We start from the raw sequence: 19,484 nt of genomic DNA on the forward strand, positions 1-19,484 counted from the left end.
TCATGGGCGTCTGGATCGACACGGATATGGGGTTCGACGATATCGCTGCCATCATGGTGGTGACAAATGCCGAACTCGACATCGACGGCGTCTCGCTGGTTTTCGGCAATACGCCGCTGTCGCAGGTGCGCACCAACGCGGCGGGAGCCGCCAAGGCTTTCGGCTGGACGTTCCCAATCCACATCGGCCGCGATATGCCCGTTCTCGGCAAGCTCGAGACCGCGCAGGCGGTGCTCGGCGAGAGCGGTATCCCGACAACGGGCAGGCACCTGCCGCCGGCCCCGGGCCTGCCGGACAGCGACGCCTTTATTGCCCTTTGCCGTTGGCTGGAACTGGAAGGCCCTCATCGTATCCTGGCGCTCGGACCGCTGACGAATATCGCCGCACTGGCGCTCGCCCGCCCCGATCTCGCCGCCCGCATCACCGAACTCGTCTGGATGGGCGGCGGCGTCACCATCGGCAACCACACGGCCTCGGCGGAATTCAATGCGCTCGCCGACCCCGAAGCACTGGCAATCGTCATCGCCCACAATCTGCCGCTGCGCATGGTCGATCTCGACCTTTGCCGCAAGGTTCTGGCAAAACCTGAGGATGCCGATCCGGTCCGTACCGCCGGTGGTGTCAATGCCGAGCTGATCGCCGATATGTTTGCCGGCTACATCAGGATCGGCACCAGCCGCGGCCGTCCTGCCATGGCGATCTACGATCCCTCTGCCGCCGTCGCCTTCGTCGCTCCGCAGGCGGTGAGCTTTCGCCCTGCCCGCATCGATGCGGAACTGCAGGGGCAATATACGCGCGGTCGCACCGTCGTTGAAACCCGCGCCACCCACGCAGCGTTCAACGCTGAGTTCGCCGCTGACATCGATGCCGATATGGCGCGTGTGATGATTCTCGCCGCCCTGGTCAATGAGGCCCGCAAATGACTGCAAACCCGCGCCAGGAACCCGCCGATCTCAACGAACCGGCATTACGCGCCCGCGCCGTGGCGGCTGCGCGCGGCGACAGCCCCTTCGATATGCTTGTCACCGGCGGCCGCATCCTCGATGCCGTCACCGGCCTGGTCCGCGAGGCCGATATCGGCCTCGTCGGTGCGATGATCGCAAGTGTTCATGCACCGACAAGCCGCACCGATGCCGCGAAAGTGCTCGATGCGACGGGCAGCATCGTCTCTCCGGGGCTCATCGATACGCATATGCATATCGAAAGCTCGATGGTTACGCCGGCTGAATATGCCGAAGCTGTGTTGCCGCGCGGCGTGACGACGATCGTCTGGGATCCGCACGAATTCGGCAATGTCCACGGCCTGGACGGCGTGCGCTGGGCGATCGAAGCCTCACGCAATCTGCCGCTGCGCATGATCCTGCTTGCCCCTTCTTGCGTGCCGTCAGCACCCGGACTTGAGCTGGCAGGAGCAGACTTCGACGCCGCTGTTATCGCCGAGCTGCTGCGCTCACCGGCAATCGGCGGCGTGGCAGAGGTCATGAACATGCGGGGCGTCATCGATGGCGATCCGCGCATGACCGATATCGTCAATGGAGGTCTTGCCTCCGGCAAGCTCGTCTGCGGCCATGCCCGCGGGCTTGGCGGTGCCGACCTCAACGCTTTCATGGCCGCCGGCATCACCTCCGATCACGAGCTGACATCGGGCGCCGATCTGCTACAGAAGCTGGCCGCCGGCATGACGATCGAGCTGCGCGGCTCTCACGACCATCTGCTGGAGGAATTCGTCGAGGCGTTGAACGACATCGGCCACCTTCCGCCGACGGTCACGCTCTGTACCGATGATGTCTTTCCCGACGAGCTCCATCAGAATGGTGGCCTCGATGATGTCCTGCGCCGCCTCGTCCGCTACGGCATGCGCCCGGAATGGGCACTGCGCGCCGCCACCTTCAACGCCGCACAGCGCACGAAGCGTACCGACCTCGGGCTCATCGCACCCGGTCGCCGCGCCGATCTCGTACTATTCGAGGACATGACCGATTTTACCGCCCGCGCCGTCATCGCCGGCGGTCGGCTGGTCGCCGAGAACGGCGCGGTCAAGGATCCGATCCAACCGCTCGATGCCACGCCGCTCATGCATTCGGTCAAGCTCGCAGCGCTTGCCGAAGACGACTTCCGCATTCCCGCCAACGGCACCAAAGTCCGCCTTGCGACGATCGGCCGTCCGCGTTTTACGCAATGGGGCGAAGCAGTTGCCGATGTCTGCGACGGCTTCGTTGTGCCGCCGGCCGGCAGCGCGATGATAGCAGTTGCACATCGTCACGGGTTGGCTGACGGCAAGCCGCGTGTCGGCTTTCTGACCGGCTGGGGTGAGTGGCGCGGCGCCTTCTGTACCACCGTCTCGCACGACAGCCATAACCTCACCGTTTTCGGCGGAAATGCGCAAGATATGGCGATTGCAGCAAACGCTGTCATCGAAGCCGGCGGCGGCATGGCCGTCGCAAAGGACGGCCGCATAGAGGCCCTGCTGCCCCTGCCGCTCTCCGGCCTTGTAACTGATGCCCGCCTGCAGGTAACCGCCGAAGGCTTCGCCGGCATCCGCAAGGCCATGGAGAAAATCGTCGACTGGCAGCCGCCCTACCTGGTCTTCAAGGCGTGCTTCGGGGCCACGCTGGCCTGCAATATCGGCCCGCACCAGACCGACCGCGGCATTGCCGATGTCACCACTGGCAAGGTACTGGAAAACCCAATTCTGGAAACCTTCTGAGGCGAGCTACGCCTCAGCCTTGAGCTCTCGCTCCACCAGTGACACCCAGTAAGCCACACCATATCCCAGCGCCTCGTCGTTGAAGTCGTAGGCCGTATTGTGATGCAGCGCTCCATCGACGGCCGGGCCGTTGCCGAGCCAGACATAACAGCCGGGCGCATTTTGTCCGAAGAAAGCGAAATCATCCCCGGCAGTCGACGGCGGAAAGCTGGTACGCACCTTTTCACCGAAAACTGCCTGTGCAGCACCAAGCGCCCGCGCCGCCGCATCTGCATCATTGACGACCGGCGGAATGCGGCGCTCGAATTCATAATCTGCCAAAATGCCGAACATGGCGGCTGTGCCGCGCGCCAGACGGCCGATTTCGGCCTCAAGCTGATCGCGTACTTCGGGCGCATAAGCCCGCGCCGTCCCGCCGATCTCGACAATGTCGGGGATGACGTTCAAGGCCTTCGGGTTGCCGGCCTGGACCGAGCAGGCGCTGACGACGGCTGGCTGAAGCGGATCGACGACGCGCCCGACGATGGTCTGCAGCGACGACAGGAAGGTGCCGGCAGCGGTAATTGGATCACGGCCGAGATGCGGCTTTGCGCCATGGGTGCCGGTCCCACGGAAGCGGACGCGCCAGCTGTCCGAAGACGCAAGCTGCGGCCCCTCGACAACGGCAATTTCGTCAACGGCAAGCCCTGGCATATTGTGCAGCCCATAGATGGCATCGCAGGGAAACTGCTTGAACAATCCCTCCTCTACCATCCGCTTCGCACCGCCACGGCCCTCTTCGGCCGGTTGGAAGATGAAATGGACAGTTCCGGAAAAACCGCGCGCTTCAGCCAGATGCCGTGCCGCGCCAAGCAGCATCACCGTATGCCCGTCATGACCGCAGGCATGCATCTTGCCCGGCACGGTCGACTTGTAAGGACGATCCGACGTCTCCGGCATGGCGAGCGCATCCATGTCTGCTCTCAGCCCGATCGTGCGCGTGCCATTGCCGATCTGCAGCGTTCCGACGACACCGGTTCCACCCAGGCCGCGGTGCACTTGGATACCCGCCTCTTTGAGGAGCTTGGCAACGATATCGCTGGTGCGCTCCTCCTCGAATCCCAGCTCGGGATGGGCATGCAGATCGCGGCGAAGGGTGGTGAGAAAAGGCAGATCGTTGCTGATCCGGGCGGGGATGCTCATGAGCCTGGATATCCTGTCAAGCGAAACGGGCGCCCGACGGCGCCCGCATCAGATCGTTCTTTTTTCAACAAACGGACCGTCAGCGCAAGCCCTCATGCCTCTTCGACGAAGACCTCTTCGCGCTTGCGCTTGACGCTCGGCAGGAAGACGATGATCAGCACAGCTACTGCAATCGTCAGCAGGATGGCGCTGATCGGCCGTGTGACGAAGGTCGTCGCGTCGCCGCGCGACAGGATCATGGCACGCCGCAGGTTTTCCTCCAGCAGCGGCCCGAGCACGAAGCCGAGCAGCAACGGCGCCGGCTCGCAGCGGAGTTTTGCGAGCACATAACCGATGAGGCCGAAGAAGGCGACGGCATAGAGGTCGTAGACGTTGGAATTGACGCTGTAGACCCCGATCGAGCAGAAGGCCATGATGATGGGGAAGAGCACGTAGTAAGGCACCGTCAGCAGCTTCACCCACAGCCCGATCAGCGGCAGGTTGAGGATGACGAGCATCAGATTGCCGATCCACATGGAAGCGATGATGCCCCAGAAGAGCGCCGGTTGCTCCGTCGCCACGTTCGGTCCCGGCACGATGCCCTGAATGATCATCGCACCGACCATCAGCGCCATGACAGGGTTTGCCGGAATGCCGAGCGTCAAGAGCGGAATAAACGAGGTCTGCGCGCCCGCATTGTTGGCCGATTCCGGCCCAGCGACGCCCGCGACCGCTCCGTGACCAAATTCCTCCGGCTTCTTGGAAACGCGCTTTTCAACTGTATAGGAAGCGAAAGAAGCGAGGATTGCCCCGCCACCCGGCAGGATGCCAAGCGCCGAGCCGATCACCGTGCCGCGAATGATCGGCGCGATCATCTCCTTGAACTCTTCCTTGGATGGCAACAGCCCCGAGACTTTTGCCATCAGCACGGTGCGGGTCTTCTCCCCTTCCAGATTGCGCAGGATTTCCGCAATGCCGAAGACACCGACAGCAAGCGCCACGAAGTTCAGTCCGTCGGCATATTCGCGAATGCCGAGCGTGAAGCGCGGCGTACCGGTATAGATATCCGTGCCAACGAGACCGAGCAGCAGCCCGAGCGCCACCATCGCCAGCGCCTTGACGACCGAGCCATGCGCAAGTGCGATGGAAGAAACGAGGCCGACGATCATCAGCGAGAAATATTCCGCCGAGCCGAATTGCAGCGCGATCGCGGTCAGCGGTGGCGCGAAAACCGCCACGAGAAAAGTCGAGACCGAGCCGGCGAAGAAGGAGCCGAGCGCAGCAATTGCGAGCGCCGCACCCGCCCTGCCCTTCCGCGCCATCTGATAGCCATCGATGGCAGTCACGGCAGAAGAGGATTCGCCCGGCATGTTGATGAGGATCGCCGTCGTCGAGCCGCCGTATTGGGCACCGTAATAGATACCGGCCAGCATGATGAGCGAGGAGACCGGCTCAAGCTGGAAGGTGATGGGCAGCAGCATGGCGATCGTTGCCGTCGCACCAATGCCCGGGAGCACGCCGATCAGCGTGCCGAGCAGCACACCGATCAGGCAGAAAAGCAGATTTTCCGGGCTTGCCGCCGTGTAGAAGCCGAGAGCGAGATTGCTGAAAAGTTCCATACCCGCCTCCTAGATCCGAACCCAAGGGCCGAAACGTTCGAAAGGCAGCCCGAGCGCATAGCTGAAGACCGCAACCGAAAAGATCGTCAGCAGCAGCGAAAGAACCAGCGCTAACAGCACATTCATGCGACTGGACGCAAAGCAAGCGATGAAGGCCGTCAGGAAAATTGCCGGAGCAAAACCGAGCCCACGCACTGTCAATCCGAAGAAGACCGGGGCCGGCAGGATGAAGAGCATACCGCGCCAGGCGAATGGTTCGATCGGCTCGCCCTGAACCCGCACGGCCTGAACGAGAATGACAAGGCCGAGCAGGACGAGAATGCCTGAGAGAACGAGTGGGAAATAACCCGGGCCCATGCGCAACGCCGTACCGAGATCGAGGTCCAGCGACTGATAGGCAAAGAAGGCACCGGTTGCGGCGAGCAATGCGCCGCAGATGACATTGGTGGTGTCGAAACTGAGGGATTTCATAGTGTCTCCTGGTGTTGGAGATGGAGCGTCGCTGCAGATATCAGGCTGCGCAAACACCCGCCTCCCGGCCGGGAGGAGGGTGCGAATGTCGCAGTCAGGCTCAGTCCGCGTATTCGCCGGCTGCTTCGATGACAGGCTTCCAGCGGGCGATTTCGCTCTCGAGCTTCGCCTTCAGTGCAGCCGGCGTTGCTTCGGCGTCCGAAGAGGGAGCCGTGCCGAGTTCGGCGAAGCGAGCAGCGACGTTCGGATCCTTCAGCGCGACCTGCAACGACTTCGACAGGCGCTCGTTGATTTCAGCCGGCGTACCCCTCGGCGTATAGATGCCGTGCCAGATACCGACTTCGAAGCCCTGCAGGCCGGCTTCGACAGCGGTCGGGATGTCCTTGAGCACATCGAGGCGAGCCGGCGAGGTCACGGCATAGGCCTTGATCGTGCCGCCCTTGATCTGCTTCGTCGTATTGGTCGTCTGGTCGCACATGATATCGACCTGGCCGCCGAGAAGATCGGTCATCGCCGGGCCGGTTCCCTTGTAGGGAACGGTCGTCAGTGGCGTCTGGATGGCACTCATGAACATCATGCCGCAAAGGTGGGATGCGGCGCCGATACCGGCGTTGGCGACGGTGACCTTGTCCTTGTTCGCCTTCACATAATCGATCAGGCTCTTGAGATCGGCCGGTTCGAAATCCTTGCGGGCAACGATCGTCATCGGAACATCGGTGACGAGACCGACATAGTCGAACGCTCCAAGCGTATCGTAGGCTAGCTTGCGGTAAAGTGTGGCGCTTGTCGCCATGCCGATATGATGCAGTAGGATCGTATAGCCATCGGGATCGGCATCGGCAACACGGCCGGCGCCGAGCGTGCCACCGGCGCCGCCGACATTTTCGACGACGATCTGCTGGCCGAGATCCTTCGACATGGATTCAGCAACGAGGCGCGCAACAGTATCTGTCGGGCCGCCAGCGGCGAAAGGGACAACCATGGTGATTGTGCGCTCAGGATAGGTCTGGGCCGAAGCGGCATACGAAAGAAGCGAAACGGCAGCGGCGGCAGTGGCGCCGAGCATGGCCTTCAGGATTTTCATCGTTTTCCTCCCTGATGAAAATGGATTCGTCCCGCCGGCGCATCCTCCGCACCGGCTCGGATGACCCATTTGCAGGCCGTGACGCTGCGCCTTCAATTGCCGCACGCAGGAAGGAATGAGGATTTTGCGCCAGTGCGCCGCAACATGGGTCGATTTGGAAACAAATGATTAAAGCGATGGGTGGAAATCCACCCATCGCTTGCCGCTCACCGGTTCGGCGGCAGAACGACCTCGCCCGTTTCGAGCAGCGATTTGAGGTTGGAGAGAATTTGTGGCCACCCGCCAGAGACCGCGCCGATGAACTTGGAGCCCTCGACCGGCATCGAATGCGTCAGCGTCAGCCTTACCGCCTCACCGACCGGCTCGAGTTCGATCACACATTCGGAAAATCCTTCTGCCTTGAGCTCCGGCCTGAACTCGTTATGCCACTTCAGGACGAGCCGCTTGGGCGGATCGAATTCAAGGATTTCGCCTGTATCGGTGACAGTTCCGTCGGAATAGCGCATCTGCCAGGCAGAACCGGCCTTCCAATCGGTTTCGAACTGCACCCCGAGCCAGAATTTCTTCATGAATTCCGTCGTCGTAAGGGCCGACCAGAGTTGATCCGGTGTGGTGCGGATATAGGTGACGTAGTTGAATGCGCTGCCTGCCATGATGATACTCCCTTTTGGCCAAGGCTTGGTCACACCCTCGCCGGCAGGCTGGACGTCTCATTCGTCCTTGCTGCCTTCGAGGCTCTTCTTGAGATCGGAGAGCGCCTCTAATGCACGGCGCTCGAATTTGCTGATCCAGCGGTCCGCGATCTCGTTGATCGGAACCGGATTGATGTAATGCAGCTTCTCGCGCCCCTGCCGGCGCGTGGAGACGAGGTTTGCTTCTTCGAGAATGCCGAGATGCTTCGCCACTGCCTGACGCGTCATCTCCAGCCCTTCGCACAATTCGCCGAGCGTCTGACCGTTGCGCGCATGCAGGCGATCGAGTAGCCGTCGCCTGCTGCCATCCGCCAGAGCTCGAAAAACCGCATCTTCATCCATCTAGACATGGAACCATTTGGTTGCCTATTGTAATCTTATAGGCAACCAAATGGTTGCCTGTCAAGATCTGAGTCGAGAGAGACACCTACCCAGGCGCAATCAGCATCAAATCTGTAAGGGATCAAAGCTCGCGGCGCATCTCGCCGGCCATCTCATTGGCCAGAAGCTTCTTGTCGAGGCCGTATTTCTGCATCTTCTCGTAAAGCGTCTTGCRCGAAATGCCGAGCGATTCATAGACCGGCCTCAGGCTGCCGTTATGCGCGACAAGCGCGCTGGCGATGACGCCGCGCTCGAATTCCGCCACACGCTCGGCAAGTCCCGCAGCTTCGGCCTGCCTGCCGCCGCCATCAAGTCCGAGCACAAAGCGGTCAGCGGCGTTGCGCAATTCACGGACATTGCCTGGCCAGTCACGCTGGGCGACATCCGAAATCACATCCGGCGGCACAGCCATGTCGTCTTTGCCATAACGCGCGGCCGCCTCCCTGACGAGTTGCATGAAGAGCAGCGGAACATCGGCCCGGCGTTGCGAAAGCGACGGCACATGAATGGTCGCAACGTTCAGGCGGTAGAGGAGGTCGGCGCGGAATCGGCCGCAAGCGACTTCCGCTTCCAGATCGACCTTGCTTGTGGCGATGAACCGCACGTCGAGCGGTACGGTTTCATTCGATCCGAGGCGGGAAATCATTCTCTCCTGCAGCACGCGGAGGAACTTCGCCTGCAGATCGAACGGCATGGAGCCGATCTCGTCAAGCAGTATGGTGCCGCCCCGCCCATGCTCGAACTTGCCGTAACGTGGACGCACAGCCCCCGGAAAGGCACCGGCCTCGTGCCCGAAGAGCTCGCTTTCGATCAGGTTTGCCGGAAGTGCCGCACAGTTGATGGCGATAAAGGGTCGACTGGCCCGTGCGCTGATATCGTGCAGCGCGCGTGCCACTACTTCCTTGCCGACGCCGGTGTCGCCGACCACAAGCGTATCGGCGTCACTCGCCCCGATTGCACGGATACGGTAGCGCAGATCGACCATGATCTGCGTTCGCCCCGGCAGCCTTGCCTCAATATCGTCGCGCTTGCCGGCAACGGCCTTAAGCAACCGGTTCTCCAGCACGAGGCTACGCCGTTCCATGGCACGGCGGATGACGCCGGCGAGCATCTGCGGCGTGAACGGCTTCTCGATGAAGTCATAGGCGCCCTCGCGCATCGCCTTCACGGCAAGCTGCACATCGCCGTGGCCGGTGACGAGAATGACGGGCACCTCGGTATCGAGTTCACGGATCTTCTGCATCAACGTCATGCCGTCCATGCCCGGCATGCGGATATCGGTCACGACGACACCGGGAAAACTGTAGCCGATCAGTTCCAGCACATGATCCGCATTGGAGAAGGTTTCGACGTTGAAGCCCGAAAGTTCCAGTGCCTGTGCCGTCGAGCGGCGTAACTCCTCCTCGTCATCGACGAGCAATATCTTCTGTTCGTTCATTCAGCCGCCTCCGGCATCGAGCCCGCCGCAGCCGAAAGCTCGATGCGAAACACGGCCCCGCCCTCCGGATGGTTGGAGACGGTCAGGCTGCCACCGAAATCCTTGATGATGTTGTAGGAGATGGAGAGCCCGAGGCCGAGCCCCTTGCCGACGCCCTTGGTCGTGAAGAACGGATCGAAGATGCGCTCGGCAATCGCTGCCGGCACACCAGGTCCATGATCGCGAACGGTCAACACCACCCTGCCCGCCTCTTCGATAGCCGAAACCTCTATGCACCGGTTTTCCAGCCCCTCGACGGCATCGGCAGCATTCGAAATCACGTTGACCAACACCTGCTGCAGACGCACCGAGCCGGCCTTGACCACTGGCGGCCGGGCTCCAAGATGCAGCCGCAGATCGGCATCCGCGGCCTTGAGCCGCCAGGCGATGATCTCCAGGGTGTCGCGGATCGCCTCGTCGAGCGGCACGGGGCCGAGCTTCTCATTGGGTTTGCGTGCAAAATTGCGCAGGTGCCGGCTGATCGAAGCCATACGGTCGATCAGCCCGCCGATACGCTGGATATTGTCCTGTGCCTCCTCCGTGCGCCCGCGCTCCAGCAGCACGGCGGCACTATCGGTATAGGTCTTGGCGGCGGCGAGCGGCTGGTTGAACTCATGCGAAAGCGCCGCCGACATCTGACCGAGGCCGGCAAGCTTTCCAGCCTGGATGAGGTCAGCCTGTGTCTGGCGCAGCTGCTGCTCGGTCAGGCGTCGCTCGGCAATCTCTTCCTCGATGCGGCTGTTGACGCGGGCAAGATCCGCCGTGCGTTCCTCGACACGCCGTTCCAGCTGGTTTCGCGCCTCGGCCTGCAGCTGTAGCCGCTCTGCAAGACGCATCCGGCGCTGCCGAAGGATGGCAAATGTCAGAGCAGCAATGCAGAGAATGAGGAAGATGACAACGAGTGCGGTTCGGGCCTGCGCACGGATGGAACTCGTGTCCATGAGCACGTTTACAGTCCAGTCTTCAGCCGGCATGTAGTGCGAAAGAACGAGATATTCGCTTTGACCGCGATCGCTCGCCAACGTCATCAGATCATGCTCTTCGAATCGATGGCGGATAACCGGCAGTTCGATGAGCCGCGCATTGGCATAGCGCCGCGAGGCCTCGGTGCGTGCTACCCGATCCGAACTCAGCGGCAGGATCGCCCCATAGAGCCAGTCCGGACTACCGGACATGAAGATGATGCCCTCGGGGTCGGAGACGAAGATGCGATATTCGCCGCCGCTCCAGGAGGATTCGATGACGTCGATATCAACCTTGAACACAATGACGCCGCGGATTTCGCCATCCACCCGGATTGGCGAGGAGAAATAATAGCCGCGCTTCAGCGAGGTTGTACCAAGGGCATAGAAACGCGCCTGATGCCCGCCGATCGCCTCCTGGAAATAGGGACGGTAGCTGAAATTCTCGCCGACGAAACTGCCCGGGCCATCATAATTGCTGGCGGCGATCGTCTCCCCATCCGGCCGCACCACGTAAATATCGGAGGATTTCAGCAGCCCGTTGATTTCCTTGAGGTAGAGATTGGCGTTGTCCCGCAGAGGACGGTCGTCCGGCCGGCTCACCAGCTCCTTGATATCGTCGTGGTCGGCAATCAGTGCCGGCAAGGCTTCGTAACGGCTGAGATGTCCACTCAGTGCCGAGACAGCGAGCCGGAGCGCCGTACCCGCCTGTGCCGAGGCTTCACCCATATAGGCGCGCGTGGCGACGGCGCTCCCATAATAGAAGAAAGCGAAAATCAGTAGGGGTGCGGCGCAAAGCGCCGCAATGATACGATAGCGCGAAGACAGGGTCTCGCTCCTCCCTTTCCGCCTCCGCTCCCCGTGGAGGCATAACCCGGCGGCTTCAACTGTAATGAGCGCGGTGGAGATTTCCAAGAGGTGCCGAAACTTGACACATGTCAGGTGCGCATGTCTGATTGCCGCGCCGCAAGGAGACTGCCATGAGCGACGACCAGATTCCCGAAGACAGCAAGCTCACCACCTCCAAACGCCGCCGGGCTGCGGAGGGAAAATTCCTGACCGGCCGTATCAGCCGCCCGGAAACGGAGCGCCTGCCGCCGGGCCAGCATCTGGTCAAGAACTGGCCGGTGCTCGACCTCGGCCAGCAGCCGATCGTTTCCGTCGATAGCTGGAAGCTGGAAGTTCGCGGACTCGTCGAGACGCCGCTCGACCTTTCCTGGGCCGCCTTCCAGGCACTGGAACAAAGCACGATGGTCTCCGACATCCATTGTGTGACGACATGGTCGCGCTACGACAACAAGTGGAAGGGTGTTTCGACCCGGGACCTGCTCGATCTCGCAATGCCGAAGGCGGAAGCCGGTTACGTCATGCTGACAAGCTACGACGGCTATACGACCAACCTGCCGCTTTCCGATTTCGCCGCCGAGGATGCCATTCTCGCCACATCATGGGAGGGTCAGCCGCTTACTCGTGACCACGGCGGACCGATGCGTCTCGTCGTGCCGCATCTCTATTTCTGGAAAAGCGCCAAATGGCTGCGCCGCATCGATCTGCTGCCAGCAGACAAGGCCGGATTCTGGGAAAAGAACGGCTACCATATGTATGGTGATCCATGGCGCGAGCAGCGCTATTCCGAGGACTGAGCCCGAAGAAGCCGTCTGAGAAGAAAGACCCCCGCGACGAGGATCAACGCAAATCCGGTGAGCGAGGCCATGCTCGCCGGATGAAGTGGAATTTCGCTCCAGCGCGGGCGCACGACATCAGCCGTGTTGAAACCCTCACCGCTGAAGCGGCAGGTCACCAGCGAGAGCCCGCGCCTGATCATATCGATATCGACGGCCGACGCGATTTCACCAGCCGCCATGGCTTCCTGGGGCATGCCGCGCATGGCAAGCAGCACCGCCTTGGTCGCTGCCAGGTAGGCGTGGGCACATTCGTTGAACGGGCTTTCCTCATCCGTAACGCTGCCCGGCATCCGGCCCCAGAGACAGTAGGAATACTGGATTTCCGCATAGTTCAGCACACGCCGAAATGGCTCGCTTGTATCCACCGCCCGTGAGGCGAGATCCATGATACGGCTGCGATAGCCGGAGATAACCGCCATCTCGCCATGCGAGATCTCGGGCACTGGCAGGCCGGAACGACTGCCCTCGCCACTGGGGCTGTGCGCGAATGCACCGCCCGCAGTGAGCAAGGCAAGGCCGAAACAAAAGGCGCGCAACACGTTCTTCATAAAGGGTCCAACTCCGACACAAGCCGCTGGCTCGCGAGGAAAGAGGGAGCAGCAAGCTCCCTCTACCGCACCTTATCGATAGGCGGGGCGCAACCCGCTCTTCGCTCCAAGACGCTTCTCAGCCAGCGCGCCGAAAGCAAGGCCGAGCACCAACCAGAGGATCATATGCATGCCGAGCGTGGTCACGCGGAAGCGCCATAGAACTGTCGCCGAGAAATTCTCCGGCACTTCATTGATTGGCGGCAGCAGATATTCCACCAGACCGATGAACACGACGAAGAGAACACCCGCAACGATCGCCCCATTCCATGAGCCGTAACGTGCCGCCAGACTGCGGGCAATTGCGACGGCCGCGACCAGCGAAGCAATCGAAACGACGATCATCAGGAAGAACAGCTCGGTGCGCACGCCGATCGTATCCGAGTTTCCGACAGCCGGCGGATTGGCCGGATATTTGATGGCCGGAACGATAACGATGGCGACGAAAGCAGCTGCGGCGATAACGGCTGACGTGCCGCGTGCCGAGAGGCTGCTGAAGCGGCCATGCACGAAGGCGAAGACAAGCGCAAACAGCCCGCCGATGGCAACGCCATAGGCCATGACGCCGACAAGAAGCCCAGGCCCTGCCTGGATGGCGCGGCTGACGATTTCAGGCTCGGCGGCGGTACCGGCAGCCTGCGCTGTCGCTTCTTCGAAAGCAATCGCCGCATCGACGAGCGGTTCGCCGAAGAGGCGCGCAAAGGCGAAAATGAGGATGCCGGCAATCGCGCCCGCGATCATGCCGCGAAGCAGAAGATTTCCAACCATGTGAGACACTCCCCTAAAGCATGTCGTGCAAAAGCGCTCATCGGCTTTGCGATGACGGCATGCAAGAAAACAAAAATCTATAACGTATCGGGCGGATCCGGAAGATCGCGACGCGCTTTAGTGGCAGGGGAAGCCGAGAAGGTGGCGAGCATCATGAACGAATTCATGCACATACATGCCGTTGAAGATCGCCATCGCACCCTCTTCGGTGCCGACGAAATAGATGGCAATCAGCATCAGCAGGCCGCCGAAGATCGCCCAGGGCATGATCTGGCCAAGCGGAATCGGTGCGGGGGCTGCGACGGGCGCAAAAGTGGTGTCAGACATGTATTCCTCCTGGAATGACGCGTTCAGTCGAAGATCTTGCGTGCGGTAAGGTCTGACTTCCAACGCGAAGAATTTCGACACGCTGGTCACAGTGGCGCGACCGCGCCGGACTTTCACCGGCTTCCAAACCCGCAACGTCACGGTTATATCTGTTCGTCAAAGATACTGTCAACGAAACTTCATATGCGGGCGGCGGCCATCCCGCCCTATATCAGGAGGGCGCCGAGCAACGTGACCACCCGCCTCACATGGATCTGCCACGGTGCCACGGCGGCAAATCGCACCGCTTCGTTTCCCACGGACGAACCGCTGGAGGAACAGGCGCTGAGCGAGGCCATGTTGCCGGTGCCTGGGCGAGCGGACAGGGTTTTCGCGAGCCCGGCGCTGCGCGCCCTGCAGACGGCGCAGATGCTTGGCTTCGACGCGACCCGTGCCCCTTCGCTCAGGGATTGCGACTACGGACGCTGGACCGGCAAGCCGCTCATGAGCCTTCACTCCGAAGAACCGGAAAACCTTGCTCTCTGGATGTCCGATCCCGAAGCTTCTCCTCATCAGGGTGAGAGCCTGGAACAGCTTTGCAAGCGCGTCGCCGGCTGGATGAACGAGGAAATGCCGCTCGGCGGCCATGTCGTTGCGGTCACCCACGCAGCCGTCATCCGCGCTGCGATCCTGGATGTGGTGAAAGCGCCGTTCGCATCTTTCTGGACCATCGATGTCCAGCCGCTCGGCATGGTGCGCATGACGCATGACGGTCGCCGCTGGTCACTGCGTTTCTGAACAATCCTCGTAAATTAGTCCAGCCTTACACAAGCAAACACAGTCATACATGTTGAACCCGGAGTTCCGGGCTCTACGTCCTTCCCCGAGGAGACGAAAAATGACCTATGACTGGAGTGGGGAGCGCACGCGGCGTATTCGCATCGTGCGTGTCGCAACTGTCGTCGCCGTTCTCGTCGGCATCATGATCAGCGTACCATTGCTGATCAATGTCGCCTGAACTGTCAGAGTACGTCAAAGGCGAGCGTGCTAAGGCTGCTCGCCTTTCTCTTTGCCAGTTTATTGCGGGATCTGGATAACCGCGAAGAACAGGCCGAGTTGACGGATCGCGTGAGCGAAATTGTCGTAATCGACCGGCTTGGTAATGTAGACATTGGCGCCGAGATCGTAGCAGCGCTGGATTTCACGCTCATCGTCGGTCGTCGTCAGGATCACCACCGGCAGACGCTTGGTATGCTCGTTGCCCTTGATCTTCTCGAGAATATCGATGCCCGACATATCCGGCAGATTCAGGTCAAGCAGAACGAGAAGATAGCGGTCGCGGCTCACTTCGCCGCTGCGATCCGTTCCGAGAATAAAATCGAGAGCGCTGGTGCCGTTGGTAAACGGCACGATCTCGTTGTTGACGCCTGCGCGGCGCACGTTCTTCTCGATGAGACGGGCATGCCCCTCATCGTCCTCGATCATGACGATGGTGACTTCTTTGCCGGTAGCTTTCATGTTTCTGCCTTTATAATCGCGCTGAGGTCTGCCGGCAGTACGAGTGTAAATGTACTTCCGACGCCTTCGGCCGAATCGACCGTAACATCGCCTCCCAAATTTCGTATTAACGAGCGCACATAGGCAAGTCCGATGCCCTCGCCCGCCTGGTCCTGCTCGCCGGCGCGTCGGAAAAGCTCGAATACCCGCTCCAGATCCGCCTTTCCAATACCGCGGCCATTGTCTTTGACGTCGATCTGGACACGCCCTTTGCCTGCCGGCACTACCCTCACCCGCAAATCGAGCGGCCGGGCCGGCGAACGATATTTTACTGCGTTGTCGAAGATATTGCCGAAAATCTGGTCGAGGGAGAAGCGGTCCGTCACAAGCGAAGGCACGCGCACGTCGACGTCCACCGTTCCATCGGAAGCAGCGATCTGATGCTGGACGCTCGCGGCCGCCGTTTCGAGCGACGCTTTGAGATCGATGCGCTCCGGAGCAAGCTTGCGCCGGCCGTCTCGCGAAATCTTCAGGATGGCATTGATCAGCGAGTCCATCTTGCGCGTGGAGGAGCGAATGAAATTCATTGCCTCCGGTAGGTCTTCTTGCACCGCAAGCCGCGCCTCCCTGATTTCCTCTTCGCTCGGCGCTCTGTCATCTGCAACAACATAAGCGGTTACCGCCTTCAGGCTGGTTTCCAGTTCGCTCAGAAAGCCCATGATGTTGACGAGCGGCGCGCGGAGATCGTGCGTGACGATATAAGCGAAACGCTGGATTTCCTGGTTCGCCCGCATAAGATCTTCGGTGCGCTCGCTCACGCGCTCTTCCAACCCGACATTGAGCACTTCGAGCTCCCTCTGCGCCCGCGAAAGTTCTCGCACGTGCTGGACGATAATGAGGATGGCGCCACCGACGACGATGACAATTGCAATTGCGCCGCCAACCGTGACCCATTGCAGATTGGCGGCCCCATTCAATTGTTCCGTAACGACAACCCGCAGGCGATCGTCTGTCGAAGCGATGAGACCGGTGAGCGTCGAGCGTGCCACCGCCATTGCTGCATTGCCGGCATCGCCGCGGACGATGGCAAGTGCATCCGCCATCTGCCCTTGCGAGGCGAGCGTAATGGTCGATGAAAGCTCCTTGAGCTTGGCGTCGATCGCATGATCAAGAGAAGCCATGCTTCCGCTGTATCGCAAGGCATCATTGGTGGCGTCCCGCAACCGCTGGCGCCGCTCCGAGAGACTTTCAATCGCTGCATTGTAGGGATCGAGGTATTTCCGATCCAGCGTCAGCAGAAAGCCGCGCTGGCCGGTCTCGGCGTCCTGCAGCGTCGATAGCAGATCGGCGGCCGCGCTGCGCACCTGACGTATCTGCGCCACCTCATCGGAATAGACGCTGTTTTCACGAACAAGCCAGAGCGAGGTCCCGACAATCAACGTCAGGATCAACACACCGAGCGCAAGCATGATCAGCGCGGAGCGCACGAAAGGGGCATTTGAGGAGGGCATGAAGAGCGATCTTTGAGCTTCTGGTTCTAAAGTACCTGTGACCGAAAAACGCCCTGCGATCAAGCTGATGATCACAGGGCGCCTTCTGCCGGTGCGGCCATGAATGGACAGATCAGTGCTTGCTGCCCTTCGGGATTGCGGAGTTGGTGACCGAGACCGGATCRCTGGCGGGGAAAGTGCCTTCCAGCCCTTCGTCAAGCTGCTCTTCCATCGTTCCCTGATCACCCGCCGCACGGGCAGTCCGGAGCACGCTGGGGCGAGTGTCCTCGTCGCGGATCTCCGCCGTAGCAAAACGGCTCATCACTTCCCTCGCCTTTTGAACTGCGTTCAACCGGTTCAATTGCTGCCCGCGGTCGTTCTTGATCTGCACGGAGACGACCTCGCCGCCGTCGCCCACGAACTCGACCGTGAAACCGCCCTTGCCGCCATAGGCGGGTATGACTTGAGTGCCGACAAGTTGCATGAGATTGTCCTCTCTCGTGGATGGTCCCGGTCAACGGCTTGGAAGCAACATTGGTTCCGTTCAGGGCGACCGGATGTAGTCGACTTTCAGCTCCAGCCGCAGCCGCACGATCGGAGAGCGGTCSCCGTTCTGCACTTCKATGCCCAGCGATCCGCCCGGCCATTGCGGCAAGCCGTCGAGCGCCATTTCCGCCAGCACATGCTTTGCCTCCTCCACGGCGGCGAATAGGTCGGCAAATTCGAATGGCAGGTCTCCGGGAACCGTGCCGTCATTGTCTATAGTCTTGAAATAGAAGAGAGACATCCGCTTGCATCCGTTGCGAAAGCATAAAGCGGCAAGCGGTCAAAGGTTTCAACAAGCAGTAAATTTGGCATCCGGCTTCGTATCTCGAAAGCCGTTTCCCGGCACGAAATGTAGCCTCATTGTCCGCGGATTCGCCGTCGGCTGCTGGCAGAGCCCCGACAATTCGCCTTCAGGTTTCAATAAACATTTCAGAATTTGATGATATTTCCGGCGCCGGGTGGAGATGGAGAAACGGATGCTGGAGTTCTTCAGGAGCAGGGCGGGAAGGCAATGCCTGACGATCATGGCGCTTGGTGCGGCGTTGTGGATTTCGGGTGCCCTGCTTGATGTCGATAGCTGGCTCGTCACCTTCATGAGCCGTTTCGAAAATTACGGTGCAGACAAGTTTGTGCTCGCTCTCGGCATCGCCGGCGGAATGAGCTTCATCTATTCCGTGTTGCGCATCGCCGACCTTCGCAAGGAGATGCAGCTTCGCGATGCCGCCCAGGCGCGCGCTGACTGGACGGCCACCCATGATCATCTGACGAAGCTTCCGAACCGTTACGCCTTCGAGCGCAAGATTTTGCCGAAGCTCTCCGATACACAGGGCAATATTCCCGAAGAATCCAGCAGCAATGTCACCATCTTCTCCGTCGACCTCGACGGCTTCAAGAAGGTCAACGATCTTGTCGGCCATAAGGGCGGCGACGTCTTGCTGGTGGAAGTGTCCAAGCGCATTTGTGCACTTGGCAATGCCGATTGCGTCTATCGTTTCGGCGGCGATGAATTCATCATCATTGCCCTCGGCCTTACAGCAGCCCGCGAGGAATGGTTCGCCAAAGTGCTCATCCAGGCGGTTACCCGCCCGATCCTGATCGATGGCTTTGCTGTCGAGGTCGGTGCCAGCGTCGGCTACGATCGCTGGAACGAGGGCGCCGAACCTTTGGAGGATGCTGCCCATCGCGCCGATCTTGCCATGTACGAGGCGAAATCGCGCGGCCCCAATCACAATCTGATCTTTGAACCATCCATGCAGGACAGGGTGACGGAGCGCGCATCGCTGGAAACAAAACTGCGCGGAGCCATTCAAAGCAAGGCCATCAAGATCCACTACCAGCCGCTGATCGACCTTAGGAGCGGCAGGCTCTGCGGCTTCGAGGCGCTTGCGCGGTGGACCGATGAAGACGGCATGAACATCCCGCCGCCTGTCTTCATCAGTATTGCCGAAGAAACCGGCATGATCACCGAACTGTTCGAAAACCTCCTGACCCAGGCATGCCACGATGCGCTGGACTGGCCCGACCATGTCAGGCTGTCCTTCAATGTTTCGCCGGTGCAGATGGAAGACAAGCTGCTTACCTCGCGCATTCTCAAGGTGCTGACAGCAAGTCGTCTGCCGGCGAAACGGCTCGAGGTGGAAATTACCGAAAACGCGCTGATCCAGGATCCGGCGATCGCTGCCCATATTCTCGATGAACTGCACGAGGCAGGTGTGCAGATCGCACTCGACGACTTCGGCACGGGCTATTCGAGCCTCGCGCAGCTCGCCCGCTACCGCTTCGACAAAATCAAGATCGACAAGAGCTTCATCGCAACCTGCCGCGAGGACGAAAAGCAGGACAAGATCGTCCGTGCCATGCTCGCACTCGGCAGGAGCCTCAACATCAAGACAACGGCGGAAGGCATCGAGGAGCACGTCCAGCTCGCGTATCTGCTGCAGCTCGGCTGCGATATCGGCCAGGGCTATCTCTTCGGCAAGGCGATGCCCGCCGCAGAGGCGAGCATCTTTATCGAAAGTCAAAATGCTGGTCTGGCCTCTACGGCTTGACCA

20 protein-coding genes are annotated in these 19,484 nt (G+C 60.6%); 5 read left to right on the forward strand and 15 right to left on the reverse strand.

Annotated elements, in window-relative coordinates; genetic code table 11:
- The first annotated feature begins 2 nt into the window (after window positions 1-2).
- Together AC1DF8_RS31945 and AC1DF8_RS31950 are read left to right on the forward strand one after the other, a co-directional pair.
- The gene (locus AC1DF8_RS31945) at window positions 3-923 is read left to right on the forward strand and encodes a nucleoside hydrolase (RefSeq protein WP_478156622.1); all 921 of its coding nucleotides are present in this window, start codon (window positions 3-5) and stop codon (window positions 921-923) included.
- The gene (locus tag AC1DF8_RS31950; protein WP_478156624.1) at window positions 920-2,707 is read left to right on the forward strand and encodes an adenine deaminase; all 1,788 of its coding nucleotides are present in this window, start codon (window positions 920-922) and stop codon (window positions 2,705-2,707) included. Before AC1DF8_RS31945 ends, AC1DF8_RS31950 begins: the two co-directional genes overlap by 4 nt.
- 6 nt (window positions 2,708-2,713) lie before the next feature.
- Here the strand turns inward: AC1DF8_RS31950 and AC1DF8_RS31955 are convergent, their stop codons facing one another.
- The 8 genes from AC1DF8_RS31955 to AC1DF8_RS31990 form a co-directional block, all read right to left on the reverse strand.
- Window positions 2,714-3,889, reverse strand: a complete 1,176-nt coding sequence (locus tag AC1DF8_RS31955; protein ID WP_478156626.1) for a M20 aminoacylase family protein — start codon at window positions 3,887-3,889, stop codon at window positions 2,714-2,716.
- A 92-nt stretch (window positions 3,890-3,981) separates the two neighbouring features.
- Window positions 3,982-5,487, reverse strand: coding sequence for a tripartite tricarboxylate transporter permease (locus tag AC1DF8_RS31960; protein ID WP_112972094.1), 1,506 nt, complete (start codon window positions 5,485-5,487; stop codon window positions 3,982-3,984).
- A gap of 9 nt (window positions 5,488-5,496) precedes the next feature.
- The gene (locus AC1DF8_RS31965) at window positions 5,497-5,958 is read right to left on the reverse strand and encodes a tripartite tricarboxylate transporter TctB family protein (protein ID WP_478156628.1); all 462 of its coding nucleotides are present in this window, start codon (window positions 5,956-5,958) and stop codon (window positions 5,497-5,499) included.
- 100 nt (window positions 5,959-6,058) lie between these two features.
- Complete coding sequence (locus AC1DF8_RS31970; protein WP_478156630.1) at window positions 6,059-7,042, reverse strand: tripartite tricarboxylate transporter substrate-binding protein; 984 nt, start codon at window positions 7,040-7,042, stop codon at window positions 6,059-6,061.
- 206 nt (window positions 7,043-7,248) lie between these two features.
- Window positions 7,249-7,695, reverse strand: coding sequence for an SRPBCC family protein (locus AC1DF8_RS31975; protein ID WP_113117457.1), 447 nt, complete (start codon window positions 7,693-7,695; stop codon window positions 7,249-7,251).
- 57 nt (window positions 7,696-7,752) lie between these two features.
- Window positions 7,753-8,076 carry an ArsR/SmtB family transcription factor gene (locus tag AC1DF8_RS31980; RefSeq protein WP_183882554.1) on the reverse strand — a complete coding sequence of 108 codons (324 nt, stop codon included), beginning with the start codon at window positions 8,074-8,076 and terminating at the stop codon, window positions 7,753-7,755.
- A 121-nt stretch (window positions 8,077-8,197) separates the two neighbouring features.
- On the reverse strand, window positions 8,198-9,553 hold the full coding sequence (locus tag AC1DF8_RS31985; protein WP_478156633.1) for a sigma-54-dependent transcriptional regulator: 1,356 nt from the start codon (window positions 9,551-9,553) through the stop codon (window positions 8,198-8,200).
- Window positions 9,550-11,283, reverse strand: coding sequence for a sensor histidine kinase (locus AC1DF8_RS31990; protein ID WP_478156635.1), 1,734 nt, complete (start codon window positions 11,281-11,283; stop codon window positions 9,550-9,552). Before AC1DF8_RS31990 ends, AC1DF8_RS31985 begins: the two co-directional genes overlap by 4 nt.
- 251 nt (window positions 11,284-11,534) lie before the next feature.
- On the opposite strand from AC1DF8_RS31990, the gene AC1DF8_RS31995 reads away from it, so the two are divergent.
- Window positions 11,535-12,197, forward strand: a complete 663-nt coding sequence (locus AC1DF8_RS31995) for a sulfite oxidase-like oxidoreductase (RefSeq protein ID WP_478156637.1) — start codon at window positions 11,535-11,537, stop codon at window positions 12,195-12,197.
- Here AC1DF8_RS31995 and AC1DF8_RS32000 read toward each other — a convergent pair.
- The 3 genes from AC1DF8_RS32000 to AC1DF8_RS32010 form a co-directional block, all read right to left on the reverse strand.
- Entirely contained in the window at window positions 12,182-12,787 is a 606-nt protein-coding gene (locus AC1DF8_RS32000; RefSeq protein ID WP_113017230.1) for a hypothetical protein, read from the reverse strand. The two genes, AC1DF8_RS31995 and AC1DF8_RS32000, sit on opposite strands and share 16 nt — an antisense overlap.
- Window positions 12,788-12,859: 72 nt before the next feature.
- Window positions 12,860-13,594, reverse strand: coding sequence for a CbtA family protein (locus AC1DF8_RS32005; RefSeq protein WP_112972088.1), 735 nt, complete (start codon window positions 13,592-13,594; stop codon window positions 12,860-12,862).
- Window positions 13,595-13,711: 117 nt separating this feature from the next.
- Window positions 13,712-13,921 carry a CbtB domain-containing protein gene (locus AC1DF8_RS32010; RefSeq protein WP_112972087.1) on the reverse strand — a complete coding sequence of 70 codons (210 nt, stop codon included), beginning with the start codon at window positions 13,919-13,921 and terminating at the stop codon, window positions 13,712-13,714.
- A gap of 231 nt (window positions 13,922-14,152) precedes the next feature.
- On the opposite strand from AC1DF8_RS32010, the gene AC1DF8_RS32015 reads away from it, so the two are divergent.
- Window positions 14,153-14,698, forward strand: a complete 546-nt coding sequence (locus AC1DF8_RS32015; protein ID WP_112972111.1) for a histidine phosphatase family protein — start codon at window positions 14,153-14,155, stop codon at window positions 14,696-14,698.
- Window positions 14,699-14,977: 279 nt separating this feature from the next.
- Here the strand turns inward: AC1DF8_RS32015 and AC1DF8_RS32020 are convergent, their stop codons facing one another.
- The 4 genes from AC1DF8_RS32020 to AC1DF8_RS32035 form a co-directional block, all read right to left on the reverse strand.
- Window positions 14,978-15,418 carry a response regulator gene (locus tag AC1DF8_RS32020; RefSeq protein WP_113204206.1) on the reverse strand — a complete coding sequence of 147 codons (441 nt, stop codon included), beginning with the start codon at window positions 15,416-15,418 and terminating at the stop codon, window positions 14,978-14,980.
- Window positions 15,415-16,908 (reverse strand): sensor histidine kinase, encoded by a 1,494-nt coding sequence (locus AC1DF8_RS32025; RefSeq protein ID WP_478156641.1) that lies wholly within the window; start codon window positions 16,906-16,908, stop codon window positions 15,415-15,417. Before AC1DF8_RS32025 ends, AC1DF8_RS32020 begins: the two co-directional genes overlap by 4 nt.
- Before the next feature lie 112 nt (window positions 16,909-17,020).
- Window positions 17,021-17,371 carry a hypothetical protein gene (locus AC1DF8_RS32030; RefSeq protein WP_478156643.1) on the reverse strand — a complete coding sequence of 117 codons (351 nt, stop codon included), beginning with the start codon at window positions 17,369-17,371 and terminating at the stop codon, window positions 17,021-17,023.
- 60 nt (window positions 17,372-17,431) lie between these two features.
- Window positions 17,432-17,674 carry a DUF6894 family protein gene (locus AC1DF8_RS32035; RefSeq protein WP_113204204.1) on the reverse strand — a complete coding sequence of 81 codons (243 nt, stop codon included), beginning with the start codon at window positions 17,672-17,674 and terminating at the stop codon, window positions 17,432-17,434.
- Window positions 17,675-17,909: 235 nt separating this feature from the next.
- On the opposite strand from AC1DF8_RS32035, the gene AC1DF8_RS32040 reads away from it, so the two are divergent.
- Window positions 17,910-19,481: a putative bifunctional diguanylate cyclase/phosphodiesterase gene (locus AC1DF8_RS32040; protein ID WP_478156645.1), complete on the forward strand. Its 1,572-nt coding sequence runs from the start codon at window positions 17,910-17,912 to the stop codon at window positions 19,479-19,481.
- The last annotated feature ends 3 nt before the right edge of the window (window positions 19,482-19,484 follow it).

It is taken from the genome of Rhizobium sp. 05N49 (genome assembly GCF_056396805.1).